At 58.7% G+C, this 17,894-nt stretch carries 21 protein-coding genes and 3 pseudogenes; 12 read left to right on the top strand and 12 right to left on the bottom strand.

Annotation, left to right across the window (positions count from 1 at the left end; all coding sequences use genetic code 11):
• Positions 1-544: 544 nt before the first annotated feature.
• Entirely contained in the window at positions 545-685 is a 141-nt protein-coding gene (locus IC66_RS47640; RefSeq protein ID WP_016841328.1) for a hypothetical protein, read from the bottom strand.
• Positions 686-728: 43 nt separating this feature from the next.
• Positions 729-953, bottom strand: a pseudogene (locus IC66_RS0109200) (ATP-binding protein); the annotation flags it as partial.
• Positions 954-1,271: 318 nt separating this feature from the next.
• Between IC66_RS0109200 and IC66_RS48215 the strand changes: the two are divergent.
• The gene (locus IC66_RS48215; protein WP_223153801.1) at positions 1,272-1,697 is read left to right on the top strand and encodes a hypothetical protein; all 426 of its coding nucleotides are present in this window, start codon (positions 1,272-1,274) and stop codon (positions 1,695-1,697) included.
• On the opposite strand, the gene IC66_RS0109195 is transcribed toward IC66_RS48215, so the two are convergent.
• Both IC66_RS0109195 and IC66_RS0109190 read right to left on the bottom strand, forming a co-directional pair.
• Positions 1,698-3,458 (bottom strand): oleate hydratase, encoded by a 1,761-nt coding sequence (locus tag IC66_RS0109195; protein WP_011082857.1) that lies wholly within the window; start codon positions 3,456-3,458, stop codon positions 1,698-1,700.
• Between the two features lie 45 nt (positions 3,459-3,503).
• Entirely contained in the window at positions 3,504-4,262 is a 759-nt protein-coding gene (locus IC66_RS0109190) for a glucose 1-dehydrogenase (protein ID WP_011082858.1), read from the bottom strand.
• A gap of 1,182 nt (positions 4,263-5,444) precedes the next feature.
• On the opposite strand from IC66_RS0109190, the gene IC66_RS0109180 reads away from it, so the two are divergent.
• The 4 genes from IC66_RS0109180 (at position 5,445) to IC66_RS42510 (ending at position 8,648) form a co-directional block, all read left to right on the top strand.
• Positions 5,445-6,287 carry an acetoacetate decarboxylase family protein gene (locus IC66_RS0109180; RefSeq protein ID WP_011082860.1) on the top strand — a complete coding sequence of 281 codons (843 nt, stop codon included), beginning with the start codon at positions 5,445-5,447 and terminating at the stop codon, positions 6,285-6,287.
• Between the two features lie 96 nt (positions 6,288-6,383).
• Entirely contained in the window at positions 6,384-6,671 is a 288-nt protein-coding gene (locus tag IC66_RS43310; RefSeq protein ID WP_011082861.1) for a hypothetical protein, read from the top strand.
• A gap of 92 nt (positions 6,672-6,763) precedes the next feature.
• Entirely contained in the window at positions 6,764-8,344 is a 1,581-nt protein-coding gene (locus tag IC66_RS0109175; RefSeq protein WP_011082862.1) for a recombinase family protein, read from the top strand.
• Positions 8,345-8,408: 64 nt separating this feature from the next.
• On the top strand, positions 8,409-8,648 hold the full coding sequence (locus IC66_RS42510; RefSeq protein WP_014490262.1) for a recombinase family protein: 240 nt from the start codon (positions 8,409-8,411) through the stop codon (positions 8,646-8,648).
• A gap of 82 nt (positions 8,649-8,730) precedes the next feature.
• On the opposite strand, the gene IC66_RS0109165 is transcribed toward IC66_RS42510, so the two are convergent.
• Complete coding sequence (locus IC66_RS0109165; RefSeq protein WP_011082864.1) at positions 8,731-8,916, bottom strand: hypothetical protein; 186 nt, start codon at positions 8,914-8,916, stop codon at positions 8,731-8,733.
• Between the two features lie 294 nt (positions 8,917-9,210).
• Here IC66_RS0109165 and IC66_RS0109160 point away from each other — a divergent pair, with 294 nt between their 5' ends.
• Positions 9,211-9,444 (top strand): polysaccharide deacetylase family protein, encoded by a 234-nt coding sequence (locus tag IC66_RS0109160; protein ID WP_011082865.1) that lies wholly within the window; start codon positions 9,211-9,213, stop codon positions 9,442-9,444.
• 179 nt (positions 9,445-9,623) lie between these two features.
• On the opposite strand, the pseudogene IC66_RS48210 reads toward IC66_RS0109160, so the two are convergent.
• Positions 9,624-9,778: pseudogene (locus IC66_RS48210) on the bottom strand (TrbI/VirB10 family protein); the annotation flags it as partial.
• 78 nt (positions 9,779-9,856) lie between these two features.
• Here IC66_RS48210 and tnpA point away from each other — a divergent pair.
• The 5 genes from tnpA (at position 9,857) to IC66_RS0109135 (ending at position 11,832) form a co-directional block, all read left to right on the top strand.
• Positions 9,857-10,282, top strand: a complete 426-nt coding sequence (gene tnpA, locus IC66_RS43300; RefSeq protein WP_011082866.1) for an IS66-like element accessory protein TnpA — start codon at positions 9,857-9,859, stop codon at positions 10,280-10,282.
• Positions 10,279-10,635 carry an IS66 family insertion sequence element accessory protein TnpB gene (gene tnpB / locus IC66_RS0109150; protein WP_011082867.1) on the top strand — a complete coding sequence of 119 codons (357 nt, stop codon included), beginning with the start codon at positions 10,279-10,281 and terminating at the stop codon, positions 10,633-10,635. Before tnpA ends, tnpB begins: the two co-directional genes overlap by 4 nt.
• Complete coding sequence (locus IC66_RS0109145) at positions 10,622-10,924, top strand: transporter substrate-binding domain-containing protein (RefSeq protein ID WP_014490263.1); 303 nt, start codon at positions 10,622-10,624, stop codon at positions 10,922-10,924. The genes tnpB and IC66_RS0109145 overlap by 14 nt, the downstream gene beginning before the upstream one ends.
• A gap of 12 nt (positions 10,925-10,936) precedes the next feature.
• Positions 10,937-11,293: an ABC transporter permease subunit gene (locus IC66_RS0109140; protein WP_011082869.1), complete on the top strand. Its 357-nt coding sequence runs from the start codon at positions 10,937-10,939 to the stop codon at positions 11,291-11,293.
• Positions 11,294-11,550: 257 nt separating this feature from the next.
• Positions 11,551-11,832, top strand: coding sequence for a helix-turn-helix domain-containing protein (locus tag IC66_RS0109135; RefSeq protein ID WP_011082870.1), 282 nt, complete (start codon positions 11,551-11,553; stop codon positions 11,830-11,832).
• 109 nt (positions 11,833-11,941) lie between these two features.
• On the opposite strand, the gene IC66_RS48965 is transcribed toward IC66_RS0109135, so the two are convergent.
• Complete coding sequence (locus tag IC66_RS48965; RefSeq protein ID WP_256379488.1) at positions 11,942-12,064, bottom strand: hypothetical protein; 123 nt, start codon at positions 12,062-12,064, stop codon at positions 11,942-11,944.
• 166 nt (positions 12,065-12,230) lie between these two features.
• Between IC66_RS48965 and IC66_RS48205 the strand changes: the two genes are divergently transcribed.
• Positions 12,231-12,470 (top strand): AAA family ATPase, encoded by a 240-nt coding sequence (locus tag IC66_RS48205; RefSeq protein ID WP_011082871.1) that lies wholly within the window; start codon positions 12,231-12,233, stop codon positions 12,468-12,470.
• 328 nt (positions 12,471-12,798) lie between these two features.
• Here IC66_RS48205 and IC66_RS0109130 read toward each other — a convergent pair whose 3' ends face one another.
• The 5 genes and pseudogenes from IC66_RS0109130 to IC66_RS0109115 form a co-directional block, all read right to left on the bottom strand.
• Positions 12,799-13,194, bottom strand: coding sequence for a GFA family protein (locus tag IC66_RS0109130; protein ID WP_014490264.1), 396 nt, complete (start codon positions 13,192-13,194; stop codon positions 12,799-12,801).
• 536 nt (positions 13,195-13,730) lie between these two features.
• Positions 13,731-13,832, bottom strand: a pseudogene (locus IC66_RS48200) (P-type conjugative transfer ATPase TrbB); the annotation flags it as partial.
• Complete coding sequence (locus IC66_RS0109125) at positions 13,829-14,269, bottom strand: ribbon-helix-helix protein, CopG family (RefSeq protein ID WP_011082874.1); 441 nt, start codon at positions 14,267-14,269, stop codon at positions 13,829-13,831. The gene IC66_RS0109125 and the pseudogene IC66_RS48200, both read right to left, overlap by 4 nt.
• Before the next feature lie 7 nt (positions 14,270-14,276).
• On the bottom strand, positions 14,277-16,259 hold the full coding sequence (locus IC66_RS0109120) for a conjugal transfer protein TraG (RefSeq protein WP_018269525.1): 1,983 nt from the start codon (positions 16,257-16,259) through the stop codon (positions 14,277-14,279).
• Between the two features lie 41 nt (positions 16,260-16,300).
• Positions 16,301-17,894, bottom strand: a 1,594-nt coding sequence (locus IC66_RS0109115; protein ID WP_038947430.1) for a relaxase/mobilization nuclease domain-containing protein, incomplete at its 5' end; no start/stop codon positions are given.

The following is a 17,894-nucleotide window of genomic DNA, read 5'->3' as shown; positions in this document are numbered from 1 at the left end:
CCGTCAAACGCTTTTGCCACAAAGCCCAGCAGACTCTATGTGGCGAACTTTAGATTCATGTGACTAGCTGCTGTTGTTAGTTGGTAAACTCACCGCCGTTTGTCGTGCTGGTGATTGCAACGCCGTTAACGCATGTTGTCAACAGCCGTTAACGTAAGCGGATCAACTTTCCGGACACGATGCAACCGCAGGCATAAATACACGTTCGTCTGCCTATTTTATAAGGCAGGCCGATCGTCGCAGCCAAAAACCTTTCCGAACATCGAATAGCGGCGAACAAGCGTAAACATCGACACGCACTGCTTTTGGCGACAATCAAAACGACCATCGACTCGTGCTCGTGACGATGACGAACGATGGTCAATCAAGCCACATCGGCATGGGATTCTGAGGAGGTGTCGCTTCTGCAATGCATGTGGAGCGCGGGCCACTCGGTGTCTGCGAGGGGTGGCGATGCGTATCTCGCAACGCCATCATCGGCAAGGTCAAGCGCATGAGAGCTCGCCGAGGCCAAGCAACGCAACAGGGACAAACGACGGCAAAGTCAGCAGCAGTCGCTATCGACTTTGATCCGGCGCTCGTGCAGGAGATGCTCGCCAAGATCGATGGCTATCACGCCGATCTCGCATCCGAACGCGGTTCGTCGATGGCGCGGTGTCGCAACATCCGCGATGTCGATCAGCAACGTCTACAAGGAAGTCAAAGCGCGGAGCTCATCGGCAACCCAACCATCGGCCGTCGCCCCGCGCGAGGGCAAGCGCCTCGAACAGCCGCGGCAGCCGCTGACAGAGCACGGAGCGGTTGTCGCGGCAGGCCTTGTGGCCCAAGGCGCAAGCAATCCAGCTCTTGCAGACGCCGGTCGGGCCGATGATGAGCAGGTTCTGATGCCGGTCGATCCACTCGCCGGCGACGAGCTTTTGGAACAGCGGCTTGTCGAGCCCGCGCGGCGCCTTCATGTCGATAGTCGATCCAGTCCCAATTGATCTTGCCGGCGTGCTGAACCAGTTCGTGCTCCATGTTGATGACCTGCTTGAGCCTGGCCCGGAACAGATCACCTTCGTCCGTCGCCTTCGGCTTCTTCGGTCGCATCGGCTCCTCCCGATACGAGCGCCGAATCATGCCGTGCGATTCGAGGGAATCTCAAACTGCAAATTGCAGGTTCCGAGCTACCGCACTGTCAAAGCCTGCAATCACAAAATCGCCGCAGCCGAAAAACAACGACTCCAGATCAGCCCCTTACCTGTTCTTCACGGACGACTAAGGAGGCACGGATGAATCGATCCATGAGTCAAAAACCAGGCGCACGCTTTACCGAGAAGCAGGGCCATTATCTGGCGTTCATCTATACCTATTCGCACATGTCCGGACGGCCACCCGCCGAATCCTGCATCCCCAGAAGCATCGAAGTCCTTGTGCCGCCAGAAAACTTGCCTATCCTAAGCTGGCCGGTATCAAACCATCAAGATCACTGTGACGAGCCACTAGCTAGTTTCGCCCTCACCTCGTGGCAAGAGGTTAATCGGATGCGTGTGGCGAGAATAACATCAAGCCGAAAGAACACCGAATTCCAGAGTACGCCTAAAGGTTGCCTGGAAGATCGGCGCGAACGTTTGATCCGCGCCTTGGCGAGTCCGAGCCGTCACGGCGCAGGACAGCGCTTCTCTATCCGAGCGAAGCCGCAGCGTCCGCTGCCTTAATCACCTCAGGTGATATTTATTGAGTAGTTCGCCAAGCTCAGTCGCTTCAATCTTTTTTAGAATGAGCTCGCGCAGGAACGCAGGTCCCGGGATCTCAATTTCATTGCCGTCGCGCAGTCTACCCATTGCTGCAAGCAGCTTGCGAATATCATAGGTCGAGTTGAATACCTCGGGCACGCCACGTTCAATCTTGAGGAGGATATACACGGCTTCCATCGCGGTCCGAACGGAGTATTCCGTCGTGAAGATACAATCCCGTTCACCCGACTCCGCGAACTGGCCGATGAAGGCGAAATTGACCGCATCTTTCGGCACAACATCTGGCCGGTCGCCCGCCTGCCGCGGCATGAAGAAGGAAGTGACGTAGGGCATCATCACCGGGACCGTCTTGGCGGCCCCAGCGGCGAGTTCCGGTATACTCGCAACCGGCACACCGAGGTGATAAAGCCATTCTTGCGTGATTTCCTCGCCCGTACAATCTTGCATCGGTTTCCTCACGTAGTCGCCGGCTTTATCGACGAATAGCGAATAGACCCAGACGACGACTTGATCGCTGGGCTGGCGCTTGAAATGCGGCTGGCGATTTGTGGTCCAACTGAGCAACCAGCTCGAATCTTTCACCGTAACGATGCCTCCTGTGACAACCTTGCCGCTGAACGGATCGCGTTTGGCGATCTTGCGGATGTATGCTGGAATGCGTTTGTCCAGGGTCGTGATCGTCGCCGATTCCCATTTGCTTGCAGGAATATTGCCGCAAAAGACATTTGGGCGTCCAAAGGCCGCATCTTTGGCCGCAATACGCCGCCACAGATCCCAGGCGGGCGCCGGTCCTTCGTTGAGCCTGGCGGCCGTGTGATGGTCCCCCATGTCCGAGTTTTCGGTCAGCGACCCGATCGTCATGAAAACAAGATCGTCGGCGCCAATAATGAGACTGCCCTCAATGCCATTCTCCAGCCAGCGGATGGCTGTGGCTTGCTTGCGGCCACGCTTTATGTCGAAATCGATATCGGTGACTCCGACCCCGTAGCGAAAGTTGACGCCTTGCGCCAACAGCCATTTGGATAACGGCAGAACGAGCGATTCATATTGATTGTATTTGGTAAACTTCAGCGTACTGAAATCCGGCAGGCCGCCGATATGGTGGATGAATCGATGCAGATAAAGTTTCATCTCGAGGGCTGAATGCCATTCTTCAAAGGCGAACATGGTCCGCCAATAGAGCCAGAAATTGCTGTTGAAGAAATCTCTTCCGAACACTTCGTCGATGCGCTTGGTCTCCATCTGCTTACGAGTGGCAAGAAAAAGGGCAATCAGCTCTTTCTGGGCCTGTTCGCTCAGTGTGAAGAGGCCATCGGTATGGGCATCCTGCCCCTGCTTCACCGTCGCCCGCCGTAGTGTGTAGTTCGGATCATCCTTGTTCAGCCAGTAAAACTCATCGAGCACGCTGGCGCCTTCAAGTTCGAGCGATGGGATCGAACGAAACAGATCCCAGAGACACTCGAAATGATCCTCCATCTCTCTACCACCTCGAATCACGAATCCCCTTTCCGGATCCTGACAACCGTCCAACGCGCCCCCCGGAACCGTCTGTCGTTCGAGGATGGTGATACGGTCGCCACGCAACTGCCCGTCGCGGATCAAGAAGGCCGCGCCGGAGAGCGCAGCCAACCCCGAACCAACGAACCATGCTGTCTTGCTATCCACGCCGGCGGGTTTGCGGGGCCGAGCAAAAGCTTCGTAATTTCCACTGGTGTAATACATCGCGACATTCGATCTCGTTTGATGTGACAATCCGTCCGCTGATAGTCAGAAGATGTTTTCGACCGCCTGACCCTTCTGCGGGACGCCGATCGTCAGACCGCCATCGACGACGATTTCGGAGCCGGTAAGATAAGAGGACTCGTCGCTAAGCAGGAACAAGACTGCCTGTGACACTTCCTGCGGCTCGGCTGGCCGCGCGAGCGGAATTGGAAAACTGGAAAGATCGATGTTCTCTGTCATCCGAGTGTTGATGAAGCCCGGATGGATAGAGTTTATGCGAACGCCGGACGCGGCGGCCTCCAAGGCAGCGGACTTCGTTATGCCCCGCACGCCGAACTTGGAAGCAACATAGGCGTGAAGCCCAGGACTACCCCTCATCCCCTCGACCGACGAGATGTTGACGATCGAGCCTCCGCCCGCGCGGCGCATCGCAGGTAGGGCAGTCTGCATTCCCAAGAATACACCGGTGAGATTGACAGCCAGGGTCTTCTCCCACTGCTCGAGCGGGAACCGCTCGATGGGAGCCATACTCGCTATGCCTGCATTGTTGACGAGGCCGTGCACCGCGCCGAACTTGCCCTCCGCAGCCGCAATCGCCTGGCACCATTCCCCTGGCTGAGCGACGTCTTGACGCACATAGATCGCGGATGGGCCAAGTTCGGCCGCGAAAGTCGCTCCTTCATTGTCAAGAATATCGGTGATCACGACTTTCGCGCCCTCGGCTACCAGCAGGCGCGCATGAGCGGCCCCCATCCCTTGAGCCCCGCCGGTTACCAAAATGACTTTTTCGCTCACACGTCCCATAACTCTTGGTTCCCTCGATCAGTGGCGGTGCAGGGGTTTTCAGCATCAAAAAGGATGACGGGCGTGTTGATCAAAATGGTTGAGAACGAGCATTGAAAGTCGGGCAAGCCAAGAGTTGCGGTCTGCACCACGCCCCGGACTCTTGGCGATCTGCCCTCTGCTACGTATCATCTTTGATTCCCAAAGCCTGTGCGCAGTACCCGTGTAAATTGGCGCTAAAGCACTTCGATAACGATTTCACGTCGCGAACATGCTTCCGCCGCTCAGGCGTTAGCCATCCTTTGGATTATTGCATTGGCTTTGCCGAACTACCCCGCCTTCTAGACGCCGACAATTTGCGACCGAATTTCCTCCGGTTTCGGAGATAGGATCGGTACCCGCGAGCGGAGCGATACCGGTGCCGAACGGTGCTGAGCTCCTTGTGGATCGAAAAGTGGGGCGCAGAACGCATGAGGTTCTCCTTAGTCTTGCGAATTGGAGTATCCATTCCGTGCAATCGGCGCGCCGAGACTCTGATGGGAAGTCAGCCTCACGTGACTCTTGCACAGGCGCCGGAGGTCTTCCGACTCTCCACCGAGACGGCGATGTCAGGGCCTGCGTTTTCGACCATGCGCAGCGACAATGTTACGCTGATCTGGTTTAATCGAGGCTGTTGCGAAAACTCGTGAGAGAGCCTCATCGACTTTCTGTCCGGATACTTGATCATGTCGGGCTTTCGACATCGCGTCGTCAATCGGACAAGCGAGGAAGGCAACAGAACAAGGGTCGAAAGTTGTCGGGTCACTCGTACCCAATTTGACGTCAGCCAGTGAGCCGTATAAACCGCACGAGGTGCCTGGCATCGACGTTGCATAACGACTGATAGACAAATAGGAATCACCCACTCGCCTTGACGTCATCATCGGTGAGCAGGCTCCGCCGGAATGGATGCACAATCAGGCGCATCCGGCAGCACAGGACAGCTGCCGGCTTCTAGAATGGAAAAGGTCAAGCGTGTCGGATGTTTTCGGATCGTTTAATCCGGCGGATTGAGGTGCAAGGCGCAGAAACGGCACTGCGGCCTCGCGTAGCGAAGATCGCTATCACCGGATCGATGTGCCGCACGGACTACCGAACCCACATCGCTGCCAGCGCAGTACAGTCGCTTCAGGGGCGCTTCAACAACCGGAGAGGCGCGGTGAGATGAATAGCTCAATCTCCAACCGCGCGAATTGTTCTGAGATCAAGGAGGATGCGATGCCCGACGTCAAAGGCATTCCGCTTGATGCGCCTCTTTACCATGGGGGCAAAAATCGTGGCGGTGCGTTTCTCGGCTGCCAAGCCATAAACCTTATGTTCAGCGTGGGGCACGAGGCGAATTGTTTATTGCCGAAGGAACTAGCACCTGCAGCAAACCCTGCAATCGCCATTGTGGGGGTCGCGAGCTATCGCTCAAGCACTGTCGGGCCATACTTGGAGTGCTATTCAGGAATTCAAGTTCGTGATCCCGACGGCGAGACTGGCTACTACATCCCTTACATTTACGTGACGGTAAATGATGCAGCTCTCGCCTCGGGACGAGAGGTTCTTGGTGCTCCAAAAAAGCTGGCGCACATTAGACTGATCAGAGAAGGCGGTCTAATTCAGGGTACGCTCGAGCGTCCGAAAGGCAAGCGCCTGCTGACCCTTACCGCTCAACCAGACGAGCGCATGAGCTCGGATTCGCGGCAGATGTATTCTGCGCGGACGAATTTCTACTCGGTTCGGCAGCTGCCGCCCATCATTGAGTCCGGGAAGGGAGAGGTCACGCAACTCGTCAAATGGTGTACGGACCGAACGTTGCGACGCGACGAGCGTGGCGAAGAAGTTCTATTTACTGGACCAACCTCCCTAACTTACGACTCCCCCTCGATTATCGATCCCGTGCACAACTTGACAGTTGGCCAAGCCCTGCTCGGCACATACGAGGAGTATGACGCAAGGCTCGAGGCCATTGATATCCTTTCGGAGGAATCAAACCCGGTAAACGATGATCGACGAGCTTGAAGAATTCATCCAATCCTAAATTGCTGCCAGCGCTGTCGGTTTGCCAGCTGACGGGCGGTATGTGGGGTTCACCTCCCCGGCGACTCATTCTGGAAGATGGTCGACAAGGCCGGCTTCAAGACCCACGTCTACAACAAGAATAGCGGCAATAAGGAGAAGAAGGCCGACGTGGCGATCGCCACAGCCATGATGGATGGGCGTTCAACATCATCGACAAGGACAACGACGATATCCTGCTGGTTGCCTCGTCAGAAGCAGACGAAAGAGCTGCGCCGGACATGTCGGCTACGGGCCCAAAAGCGCAAACCCGCATTTCTCTGCAGCTCGCTTCGCCCGCCGCAACGTGCTTTCAAGAAAAACGACATAGCAGTTGACTCTTTCTGAATACACTTTCCGATGGCGCGGACTTGATGATGCGCCTAAATGGTTTGCGATGCGCAATACAGCGCGGCGCGATATAGCCGCGGGGAGGCAACATGGGGAACACCCTTGTTGTACACGCGAAACGTCTGCCTCAGTCGCAGAAAGCGCGACGGGCGGCGCAGTATGTCCGCATGTCGACGGATTACCAGCAATACTCGATTGAGAATCAGGCAGTGGTCATCGCGACCTACGCCGAACTTCACAAGCTAACCATCGTCCACACCTATCGTGACGAGGGAGAAAGCGGCCTCAGAATCGAAAACCGGGGGGGCCTTACCGAACTGGTTGAAGACGTGCAATCGGGACGCGCTGACTTCGCTCATCTGCTTGTCTTCGACGTGAGCCGATGGGGACGCTTTCAGGACGTTGACGAGAGCGCGCACTACGAGTTCATCTGCCGCAGGGCGGGCGTCGAGGTTGCTTATTGCGCGGAGCAATTCGACAATGACGGAAGCCTTCTCGCCAGCATCATGAAGAATATTAAGAGAGTGATGGCGGCTGAGTTCAGTCGGGAACTCTCCGCCAAAGTTTTCGCAGGGTCAGTCCGGCTGACGCATCGCGGCTTCAAAATGGGCGGCCCTACGGCTTACGCGTTCCAACGACGTCTCGTCGACGATCAATGCAGACCGAAGGGCATTTTAACGATCGGCCAGCGCAAATCTTTGCTTACCGACCATGTCAAGCTCATCCCCGGTGCGCCCGATCAAGTCGAGATCGTGAATTGGATTCTCCACGAATATCTCCGTCACAAATCGCAGGCCACCATTGCCCGAGAGCTCAACCAGCGAGGGATCTTGAATAGCCAGGGAAGACCGTGGCTTGGAAAGGCTGTCGGTGACCTCCTCCGGAACGAAGCTTATATCGGCGTTCTGACCTACAATCGCAAAAGCAGAAAACTTGGCGCCAAGGTGACGCGCAACCCAAGGGAGCTCTGGATCAGAAAAGAGAATGCCATCGAACCTATCGTCCATCGCGACGCATTCCGGCGCGCGCAAAAGATTATGGGTGAGGGGCGCGTCAGCATTCCCGAAGAGGAAATGTTGCTTCGGCTCCGTAAGGTCCTGATGAAGAAAGGCAAGCTTAGTAAGACGATTATCAATTCAAGTCCGGGACTGCCGTCCATGTCATCGTATGTTTTGCACTTCGGCGCGCTGCGGAACATCTACCGTCTTATTGGGTACAACGGCAATCAAGAATGGTTTGACAAATACGCGTCGCACCAACGGTGGGCCGCCCTTCAGCTTAGCAATGCTGCTCGCCTTCGAGACGCCTTCGAGAGACTTGGTCGCAGTGCCACCCTCAATGCTTCGACTGAATGTCTTCGAATCGACAATGTCGTGAATGTCGTCTTTCGGGTCGCGAGATGCCGCAACTATGAAAACCGGCCCTTGCGCTGGACGCTGCAATACCGCGTGAGGTGGCCGAAGGGATGGGTTGTCGCGGTTCGGCTGGACGAGAAGAACGAAGCGATCTTCGACTATGTCTTGATGCCCTCGGCGTGGCTCACCTTCAGTCGTCGCATGTTCTGGTTCTCAAAGGAAGTCTATAAGGGCCGCACCATAAACCGATTTGACACGTTCGAAGCGCTGTCACGCTTCCTCATCGAATGCGTCGGCAAGGAAAAGCCTTCGTGAGTCTAACACCGCAGATGAAGAAGCCGTTGAAGGCGGCAACTCGCCACGCGACATCGCAACTGCCTTGAACAAGAAAGGCGTACCCGGGCCACGTGGCGGCGCCTGGAACGCCTCGACCATTGACGGTAGCCGCAAGCGCTTGAACGGCATCCTTCAGTACGCCGGGCGGATCATCTGGAACCGCCAAAGGTTCATAAAGGTCCCGGAGACCGGCAAGCGCATCAGCCGCGAAAACCCGCGCGAGCAGTGGATGACTGCTGAGGCAAACGATCTGCACGCGCATGAAGGAAACTGGTTTCTGTGATAACCGGCGCACGGTGCCGCTCGAAGCGATTGAAGCCACGGTTCTAGAGGGGCATCGAGCAGATACTCGCGGTCTGCTGAGATCATGCGTCGGTTTCTTCCAGCTCGGCGATACGCTTGCGCAGCGCGGCGACTTGGCGGCCCAGCTTCCATATCTCGTCGCCGGCCCAGTAGGCGCCGCGCTGGGCGATTTCCTTGCGAACGTCGTCTGCTTCCGCGATCTCGCAGCGGATGACGCTGTCAAAGGCTTCGATGATCAGGTCTCGCACGGGTTATTACCACCTTTTCGGAGCGTGCCGGGGCCATCAGATGCCGGCTTTTGCCGGCCGCGTTGCTCAAATACGTAGAGCGCTCCCTACGGAGCGCTCTACGATCGTCAGTTACGCCTTCGGCAAACTGCCGGCGCGCAAGATGGCTTACGCCTGCCGTACGAGGTTTTCTGGATGCGACGATAGGAAATACCATTCGGCCATGTCAACGTTTAAGTTGTATTCTTTTGTATAACACGTATTGAGTCATTAATTATATCGACACACAAAGGTGCACCGTGTTTGAATCGCGCGATGAAGCGTAGAATCAAACCGAACTCGCAGATGGCGGACTATGAAGTCGTCCTCACCTTCGATGACGGACCGCGGCCGCCGAACACGGATAAGGTGTTGGCTGCGCTCGCACAGGAATGCGCGCGAGCCACGTTCTTTCTGGTGGGCCGATCCTCGGCGGAATTTCCCGAGCTCGTGCGGCGTATGGCCGCCCAGGGCCACACCGTAGCGCACCACAGCTGCCGATCGACGTGATAAGCAGATTGCCCATCCCGGGCCACGAAAACACCGTCTCAACAAGGATTGAGCCCGTGACCACTCCCCCAACAAGCAACCCGAGCACCGTCAATATGGCACGGCCGCGTTCGGCAACGCATGATGGATCAAGATACGCCAGACCGGGATGTCGCGTAGCGGACCGAGTTTGAGCTTCGTCATGGCGTTCCTCCCTTGCCGTAGGGTGCCAATACCAAATCGCGGGTAACGATGACCCGCACGGGGAAACCTGGCCGGATGGTCAGCGTCGGCTGGATGTTGAGCTGGCGCTGCAGATCTGCTGGCCAGTCTGGCTGATGCTGCTAGGTCGTCCAGCGACTCGGCATAGACGACGTATCGCTCCGGGGAGGACCGCCTTGTGCGGTTTGATGGAGGATGAAGACATAGGCGTATGACTGACCATATGCCTATGCCGAAGGTTTCCCGACTTGAAGTCGTCTCGACAGGCGCTCGACGTCGTTGGACATTGGAAGAAAAGCAGCGAATCGTCACCGAGAGCTATGGCGGGCCACGTCTGGTGTCGGTCACGGCACGACGTAACGGGCTGTCGACAAGCCAATTGTTCACGTGGCGCCGGTTGGCGCGGGAAGGCAAGTTGAGCGGGGATGCCGCGCCGGTGCTTGTTCCGGTTGAGATGACGCCTGCGGCGGCTCCGATCTCGAGTGGCGCGCCACAACCGGTGTCTTCACCGCCTGCGCAACGTGCACGGGCCGGCATTATCGAGATCGAGCTTGGGGGCGGCTGTCGCGTGCGCGTTGACCGGGACGTGGACGCGGAGGCGCTGCAGCGGGTTCTTGAGCTTCTGAGACGGCGATGATCCCGATCCCGAGCGGCGTCAGGGTCTGGATCGCCACCGGCCACACCGACATGCGCCGCGGGATGCAAAGCCTGGCGCTTGCGGTCCAGGAGAGCCTGAAGCGCGATCCTCATGCTGGCGATCTCTACATCTTCCGGGGTCGCCGCGGCGATCTGGTCAAGATCCTCTGGCATGACGGGCTGGGCATGTCGCTCTACGCCAAGCGCCTGGATCGCGGCAAGTTCATATGGCCTTCGGCGTCGGACGGCGCAGTATCGATCTCGGCGGCGCAGATGGGTCCAGAAACTAAAGGTCCCAAACGTGAAAATCCTAAACATCTCGAATTTTTCAGAAGGACTCTTGGCTGTCGATAGCGATCGCGCCGACGCGTTTTGTTCGGACGACGCGATCCTCTACACTTTGCGACAAAAGCCGGCTCGCGACCGTCTGGAGGTCGTCGGCCGCCCGCTCTCCTTCGAGCCGTACGGGTTAATGATGCGCCGTGACGACTCTGCGTTTCGCTTGGCTGTCAACAAGACGCTGGCCGAGCTCTTTCGCTCGGGAGAGATAACATCTCTCTACCACAAGTGGTTTGACCAATTTGGAATTCCACTGAGCGAGAAGCTCGAGACCGTTTTGCAAGCGCAAGCAGTCCCTCAATAGCGGCTGGGTCGAATGCTCTCCTACAATTGGAACTGGAGTATTCTCTTCCAGCAGCCGCAGCTTGGATGGCTGCTGGAAGGTCTGCGTCTCACAATAGTCATGGCGGTGGTGAGCTTCCTCCTAGCGCTTGCGATCGGAACCTTAGTCGGTACAGCCCGCACTGCTCGATCGAGAGCGGTGCGTGGAATAGGCTTCGTCTACACAGCTCTCTTTCGGAACGTGCCATTGCTGATCCAGATGTTCCTGTGGTTCTACGTCTTTCCGGAGCTCCTGCCCTCAAATCTTGGACGCTGGGTGAAGCGGGATTGGGCGTGCTTGTCGTCCCTTATGGCGATCGATACGTACGGTTGGTCATCTACGCTGGAATAGGACGGGATCAGATCGATGCGGTCTTGAGCGCTTTTTCGGAGATAGGCCAAAGCTTAGAGGCGAAATACCCCGATACACTGTCGACATCCTAAGCCGCGGGCATCGTGCGAAGCGCGTGGGACGCCGACTGCCCACGTGCATCGATCACGGTCCCGGCCGCGTTTGAGGCTAGATCACGTCGAGGAACACCGACCAAGAAATAATAGCGGGATTATAGCCAGTGTTTTGAGGCCTAGCACCATGGCATGAGTTGACGTATGAAAACTCGTGCGATTGTAGCCTGGAATGTGCGTCGGATTCGCGTGAATCGGGGTATCTCGCAGGAGCAATTGGCTTGGAAGGCCGGGATCGACCGCTCCTACATGAGTAGTCTTGAGCGGCAATCGAAGAACCCGACGATTGATCTTCTCGACCGCATCGCCGAAACGCTGGACGTGCAGTTGTCCGAGTTCTTTGTTCTGCCGCCCAAAGGTGCTAGGTCTCCGAAGACCTTGCCTAAAAGCCGCAAGCCAGCGGGTCCACGTCGCAAGAAAAAATAGCGAATTTCAACGGCTTCTACGTAGCCAATTGAGGGACTTAGAACACCAATTTCGCCCGACAAGCCTTCTTTGCCGGCCGAACAGGGCTGTGATTAAATTGGAGTGCGTTTCACAGCACGGGAGTGAGTGACGACTGGTTGCCGGATGCAGGTTCGCGAAATGCATTGGCGGGCGCGGTCGCATCGGAAGAGGAGACTTCGATAATCGCAATTGCCTCGACTTTTTCAACCATTTGTACGCAGCCGATTGACCACGGCAACCGGGTTCATCCCCACTGGGGCGATCTTTCGTAGTCCACGTGTGATGTGTCCGGAGGCGCAAAGGCGCGGAGATTACGCCTCATCAGGCAAGTCTATTGGAGCGCCAATTGAGCTTGAAGAATATCTGATCGATTCGCCGTGATCTCGGGATGCCCCGGCTGTGGGAAGTCCACGCTGCTGACCGAACTCGGCCGACGCGGCTACGCGACGATAGATGAGCCTGGACGCCCGGTCGTAAGGAAGGAATTGGAGTCGGGCGTTCCCGCGTTGCCCGGGACAGGTATTGAAGCGCGCCTGCACAGTGCGTTTGATCTTTCCCTTGAAAACCTGACGCGAGCGAGTGCGTTCGACGGCTGGGTTTATTCGATCGCGGCCTGATCGACGCCGCAGCGGGTCTCGAACGCGTGACAGGCGAGCCGGCGACAAGGAACTCGGACAGGCACGCCACTATCATCGACGCGTGTTCATCGCTTCCGCCTTGGCCGGCCATCCACGCGACCGATCAAGAGACGCGTCATGATTTCGAGGATGCCTGTCGAAAACGAGCATCTTCTGAAGGTTTTCCCGATGCTCGGCTATGAAGTGGCACTACTCCCAAACTCAGCGTGGTGGAAAGGGCCGATTTCGTTCTTTGAGTGCCGACGTCCAACGAACATCACCAATTATAAACACGTGCAGTCGAACGGAAAGTCCATGGCAAGGGCCGCTATGGCGAATCAATTGTCAGCCTGCTGCCGTGAATCTGCCGAACGGGCACTGAAAACGGATCGAAGTCCTTCAGGCAACGCACGTTCACTGCCCATCCGTCGAACGGCCGAATGCCGGCTTCGCGTTCTGCTGCGGTGGGCTGGCTTGGTTTGCGGAACGGCAAAATACCGCAAACCGGGCAAAAATAGTCAGCCGCAGTGAATAAACCCCAGCGATAGACCGACAACTCCTGGAGGGGCGTCAGGAGCCGGAAGTCGCCCTCGGCGACGCGATAAATCAGCGCGCCACGCTTCGAGCAGATAGAGCAGTCGCAAACCCGCACATGGTCGATATCGGCGTCGATCTCGAAACGGACGGTGCCGCAGTGACACGAGCCGGTGTACGTCTTCATCATCGGCGGTTTGTCTCTAGAAGCCCGACCGAAGATAGATCAACGGATGGGGCCTGACAAAATCTCGTTGATCCTGTTCGCAAACACATAATAGCCGCAACTCCGCCAGCAAGTCACGGGCGCGGCGCGCTGATTGGCTCCTGGCTTACTCGCTCGATTGGAGTCGAGAAGAACTCGGGTGGAAGAAATGCCAGTCGTCGCCTTGAGACACACACCGTCTAAAGATACGCCCGCTTCAATGGCGAGGTCATTGGTTAACCAGTCTGGGAAATCGAGCGTGAATGTGCGAACACTATCCGTGTCTTCGACTGAGGCAATCTTGGCAACGCTTGTACAATTGTCGCAAACACAGGATCCCCCCTCATCCCGTTGACATCACTCGCTAGGTCGCAGTCGATCCTGGCAGGCCGTCGAGGGATATAGCTCGCATCAGACGGTCGCATACGGGGCCAGGGGGTCGCCTCTGATCGAGTTGATCCAGGGGAGGGCATGCATTTCGCAGTTGAGCACGCGGGTCGCCTAACACTTTTTGGATGGTCCACGATCCGCTCGCCGTCGGCGGCGGACATCGTTCGTCCGCTATCCTCCAACCCGCCAGACAGCCAATCGATCCAGAGCCGACCGTCGGGGTTGAGCATCACTCGCCTGGGGACGAGTCAGTCTGCTGGGCATCCTCCGGGATTTCTTGCCGCAGTTTCGGCCCTTGATTGAGCCGGCGGCCCAATGCGGCAAGGAAATTATCATAACGCGCTCCGGCCTGTGCTCTCGCGGCCTTGGCGGCGGGTTCGGGGAGTGATGGTGTTGTCGTGAGCCAGAAGCGGATGAAGAGAGCGATAGTCTCGACCGAAATCCCGACATCCCGCTCAAGGCGCGCGATCCGGCGGTCGATCTGGTCAAGACGCTTGGCAGTAGCAGCCTCTCGCCGTTCATCGGCGTCCGGCGACAGAAAGGAAGCGATCGCGGCTTCCGCGATAAGCGACAGCGACTGCTCGCGCCGGGCGGCGTAGGCCGATAGCGCCTTCATGACATCAGGATCGAGATAGACCGACAGCTGAGCCTTCTTTTTTGTCCCGATCATGGCTACCTCACAATCCGAGATCGTCGCCGGGATCGAGGGAGGCTTGGCGCGCCACGCCCTGCATCATGTCGTTCATGCGCCTGATCCGCGGGACATCTTCATCGAGCTCATCCACGAGGTCCGAAGCGAACTCGTTCTCGAGTGGTTCCTTATTCTCCACCGTGTCTCGATCGAGTTCCGGCTGCTGCCTGCGGTCGGCGGCCTTTGGATCTTCGTCATCCGTCTGGTCGTCGTTCAACGTCTCCAATGCCCTTGGGCGCGGCGGCAATGGCCTTGAGCTCCAATCGTCCAACCGGCCGCCATTGGATTTCGTCAGCATCGGCGGCGCCATGATGCGCTCCTGGAAACGTCTATCTTCGTAATAGCGCGCCTTCTTCGCCCGAATCGGATGGAGGCCCGACATCATGACGATCTCGTCGGAGGGCGGGAGCTGCATCATCTCGCCGGGCGTGAGCAGCGGGCGGGCGGTCTCGGACCGCGACACCATGAGGTGGCCCAGCCAAGGCGCCAGCCGGCTGCCGGCATAGTTCTTCATCGCCTTCATCTCGGTCGCCGTGCCGAGCGCGTCGCTCACGCGCTTTGCGGTGCGCTCGTCGTTGGTCGCAAAGCTGACCCGGACGTGGCAGTTGTCAAGGATCGAGTTGTTGGGCCCGTAGGCCTTCTCGATCTGGTTCAGCGACTGAGCAATCAGGAAACTCTTGATGCCGTATCCGGCCATGAAGGCCAGCGCAGACTCGAAGAAGTCGAGCCGGCCGAGCGCCGGGAATTCGTCGAGCATCAGGAGGAGCCGGCGCCGGCCGGCCTTGGCTTGCAGATCCTCGGTCAAGCGGCGGCCTATCTGGTTGAGGATCAGACGGATCAGCGGCTTGGTGCGATTGATGTCGGAGGGCGGCACGACAAGGTACAGCGTGGTCGCTCGCTCTCCGCCAACGATATCGGTAATCCGCCAGTCGCAGCACCGCGTCACCTCCGCCACCACGGGATCTCGGTAAAGGCCCAGGAACGACATGGCGGTGCTCAAGACACCGGAGCGTTCGTTGCCGGACTTGTTCAGCAACTCGCGGGCAGCGGACGCGACGACGGGATGAACACCGGCCTCGCCGAGATGCGCGGTTCGCATCATTGCGGCAAGCGTCGTCTCAATGGGCCGCTTGGGATCGGACAAGAAGGCTGCGACACCGGCGAGCGTCTTGTCTTCCTCGGCATAGAGGACGTGGAGGATCGCGCCGACCAGCAGGGCGTGACTGGTTTTCTCCCAATGGTTCCGCTTCTCGAGGCTGCCCTCCGGGTCGACCAGAATGTCGGCAATGTTCTGGACGTCGCGCACCTCCCACTCGCCGCGGCGCACCTCGAGCAACGGGTTATAGGCCGACGACTTCGCGTTGGTCGGATCGAACAGAAGGACACGGCCGTGTCGGGCGCGAAAGCCGGCAGTGAGCTGCCAGTTCTCCCCCTTGAGGTCGTGGACGATAGCCGAGCCCGGCCACGTCAAGAGCGAAGGGATGACGAGGCCGACGCCCTTGCCCGATCGCGTGGGTGCGAAGCACAGGACATGCTCCGGTCCATCATGGCGAAGATAGGTGCGCTCGAACCGGCCGAGCACCACGCCGTCGGGTCCAAGCAATCCAGCCTGCTCGATCTCCTTTGCCTTCGCCCACCGCGCGGACCCATAAGTCTCGGCATTCTTCGCTTCGCGGGCGCGCCAGACCGACATACCGATCGCGACCGCCGCAGCGATGATGCCGCCGGATGCCGCGATGAAGGCGCCCTCGGTGAAGATTGAGGGCGCGTAAGCATCGTAGGCATACCACCACCAGAAGAAGGCAGGCGGAAGGTAGAACGGAAAATGGAGCAGCTCGAACCAGGGCTGCCCGAGCTGCGGCTGAAAGCCGAGGCGCCAAGCCGTCCATTCCGTCGCGGCCCAGATCGTGAGCAGGACGATGCCGAAGACCATGATGACCTGCCCCCAAAGAATCTTGGTCGCCGACATGGCGGCCGCCCTCTCCTGACGTCGGTGATTGGAAGGATCACTCACAAGCCGAGCCCCCGGTTGCGCCCAAAACCCCAATCGATGCCGCCATCCGCGCGCGCGACGCCAGAGACATGCCGGCCGAGCTGTTTATCGAGTGAGGGCGTCCAAGGCACGAGCTGGAAGCCGAGACCGTCGTCGATCATGGCGAAGCGGCCGGAGGCGAGCGCGAAGCGCTGCCGATAGGTGCCTGCCACATACTCGCCGCTAGCCGACGGGTTGAACGGCTGACCGGTCTCGGCGGCGAGCTGCTTGCCGAGATCCTCTAACTCCCGACGGCGCAGCGTGCCGATAAGGTTTTTCGCGAACACCAGTCCACGCGCCTGGCGTTCGGCGAGCCCCTGCCCGATGAGCTGCTCGGGCCGCCGTTCCATAGCGTCGCGGACCTCGGCGCCGAAGCCGCCCTGGCCAAGCGCCACAGGGTCGCGCGCGACGGCCTGCCGATCGAGCCATGTCGCGCCGCTCGCGGTCACCTGCGCTTCGATCGAGAGATCGGAGCGGACGGCAAGCGCCACGCGACGCTGCCCTCTTGCGTCATCGAATTTGCGAAGCTCGACGATTGAGCCTGGCGCGCTGTCGCCGGCAGCGTCGAGGTCGGGCAGCCGGATGTGGTGGGTGCGGCCGTCGACCCCGTCGACCACGGCATAGGCGGTCGCCTTGAGCTCGTCGTCGAGACCGCGATCAACGAGACGCCCGATGACGGGGACGTCAAGATTTTCGCCTGATAACACGTAACTCGCGCTCCCGCGCTCGATGCCGCGTTCGGTCAAGCTGCGGTGGATACGCTTGATGATGTCGCCGCGTTCGCCGAGCTCGCGCAAGGTCGTTTCGGCGGCCTCGTCCATGGACCATTGGCCGGGCCCGAGTTGATGAGCGAGGCCAAGACTTTCCAAGTGTCGCAGCCGGCCAACCTTCAACGCATGGAATTGATCGGGCTGCTGCTCGGGACGCGGCGCAAGGTCGATAACACCGTGCTGGTTTGCATCGCGAACAAGCTGGCGATCGAGCTGCGTCCAGCGCTCGGCTCCGATCTGGCTCTCGAGCGAGCGACGAATGTCGAGATCGGAGCGCAGTCCAAGTTCCTGGGTGACCAGGTCCTGGGCGCGGGCGCGCATCCCTTCCTTGATGTAGTCGCGGGAGATGACGAGGTCTTGGCCGTCCTCTGCGACGCCGCGCACGATGATGTGGACGTGGGGGTGCTGGGTGTTCCAGTGATCGACCCCCACCCAGTCGAGCTTGGTACCCAGATCCACTTCCATCTGGCCGACCAATTCGCGGGCGAAACCCTTGAGGTCGGCCATGTCAGGCGCGTCCTCGGGGGAGACGATGAAGCGGAAATGGTGGCGGTCATTCTGACAGCGCTCGGCGAAGGCCTTGGGATCGGCATCCTCGGTGCCCGGGCCGAACAGGTGGGCCTTCTCCCCGTCCCGGGTCACGCCTTCGCGCCGGAGATAGCCGAGATGCGTCGCGAGCGGCGCCGACCTCGCCCTGTGCCGGACGACCCGGGTCTTGATGGTCACCAGACGCGAGCGGCCGGTGAGCAGACGGTTTGCCCGCACGCTGGCGGCTCGGCCGCGGCCGAAGCGCGAATGACGG

The sequence above is a fragment of the Bradyrhizobium genomosp. III genome (assembly GCF_000261705.1).
Classification (GTDB): Bacteria; Pseudomonadota; Alphaproteobacteria; order Rhizobiales; family Xanthobacteraceae; genus Bradyrhizobium; species Bradyrhizobium ottawaense.
This window is presented reverse-complemented; position numbering and strand designations above follow the sequence as displayed.

Coding starts and splice junctions, on each gene's coding strand:
- IC66_RS0109125 (WP_011082874.1), bottom strand. CDS start 14,269: ATGATCGGGACAAAAAAGAAGGCTCAGCTGTCGGTCTATCTCGATCCT.
- tnpB (WP_011082867.1), top strand. CDS start 10,279: ATGATCCCGATCCCGAGCGGCGTCAGGGTCTGGATCGCCACCGGCCAC.
- tnpA (WP_011082866.1), top strand. CDS start 9,857: ATGACTGACCATATGCCTATGCCGAAGGTTTCCCGACTTGAAGTCGTC.
- IC66_RS0109180 (WP_011082860.1), top strand. CDS start 5,445: ATGAATAGCTCAATCTCCAACCGCGCGAATTGTTCTGAGATCAAGGAG.
- IC66_RS48965 (WP_256379488.1), bottom strand. CDS start 12,064: ATGGTTGAAAAAGTCGAGGCAATTGCGATTATCGAAGTCTCCTCTTCC.
- IC66_RS0109160 (WP_011082865.1), top strand. CDS start 9,211: ATGAAGCGTAGAATCAAACCGAACTCGCAGATGGCGGACTATGAAGTC.
- IC66_RS0109140 (WP_011082869.1), top strand. CDS start 10,937: ATGCTCTCCTACAATTGGAACTGGAGTATTCTCTTCCAGCAGCCGCAG.
- IC66_RS0109120 (WP_018269525.1), bottom strand. CDS start 16,259: ATGTCGGCGACCAAGATTCTTTGGGGGCAGGTCATCATGGTCTTCGGC.
- IC66_RS0109175 (WP_011082862.1), top strand. CDS start 6,764: ATGGGGAACACCCTTGTTGTACACGCGAAACGTCTGCCTCAGTCGCAG.
- IC66_RS0109190 (WP_011082858.1), bottom strand. CDS start 4,262: ATGGGACGTGTGAGCGAAAAAGTCATTTTGGTAACCGGCGGGGCTCAA.
- IC66_RS0109135 (WP_011082870.1), top strand. CDS start 11,551: ATGAAAACTCGTGCGATTGTAGCCTGGAATGTGCGTCGGATTCGCGTG.
- IC66_RS0109195 (WP_011082857.1), bottom strand. CDS start 3,458: ATGTATTACACCAGTGGAAATTACGAAGCTTTTGCTCGGCCCCGCAAA.
- IC66_RS48215 (WP_223153801.1), top strand. CDS start 1,272: ATGAATCGATCCATGAGTCAAAAACCAGGCGCACGCTTTACCGAGAAG.
- IC66_RS0109130 (WP_014490264.1), bottom strand. CDS start 13,194: ATGATGAAGACGTACACCGGCTCGTGTCACTGCGGCACCGTCCGTTTC.
- IC66_RS43310 (WP_011082861.1), top strand. CDS start 6,384: ATGGTCGACAAGGCCGGCTTCAAGACCCACGTCTACAACAAGAATAGC.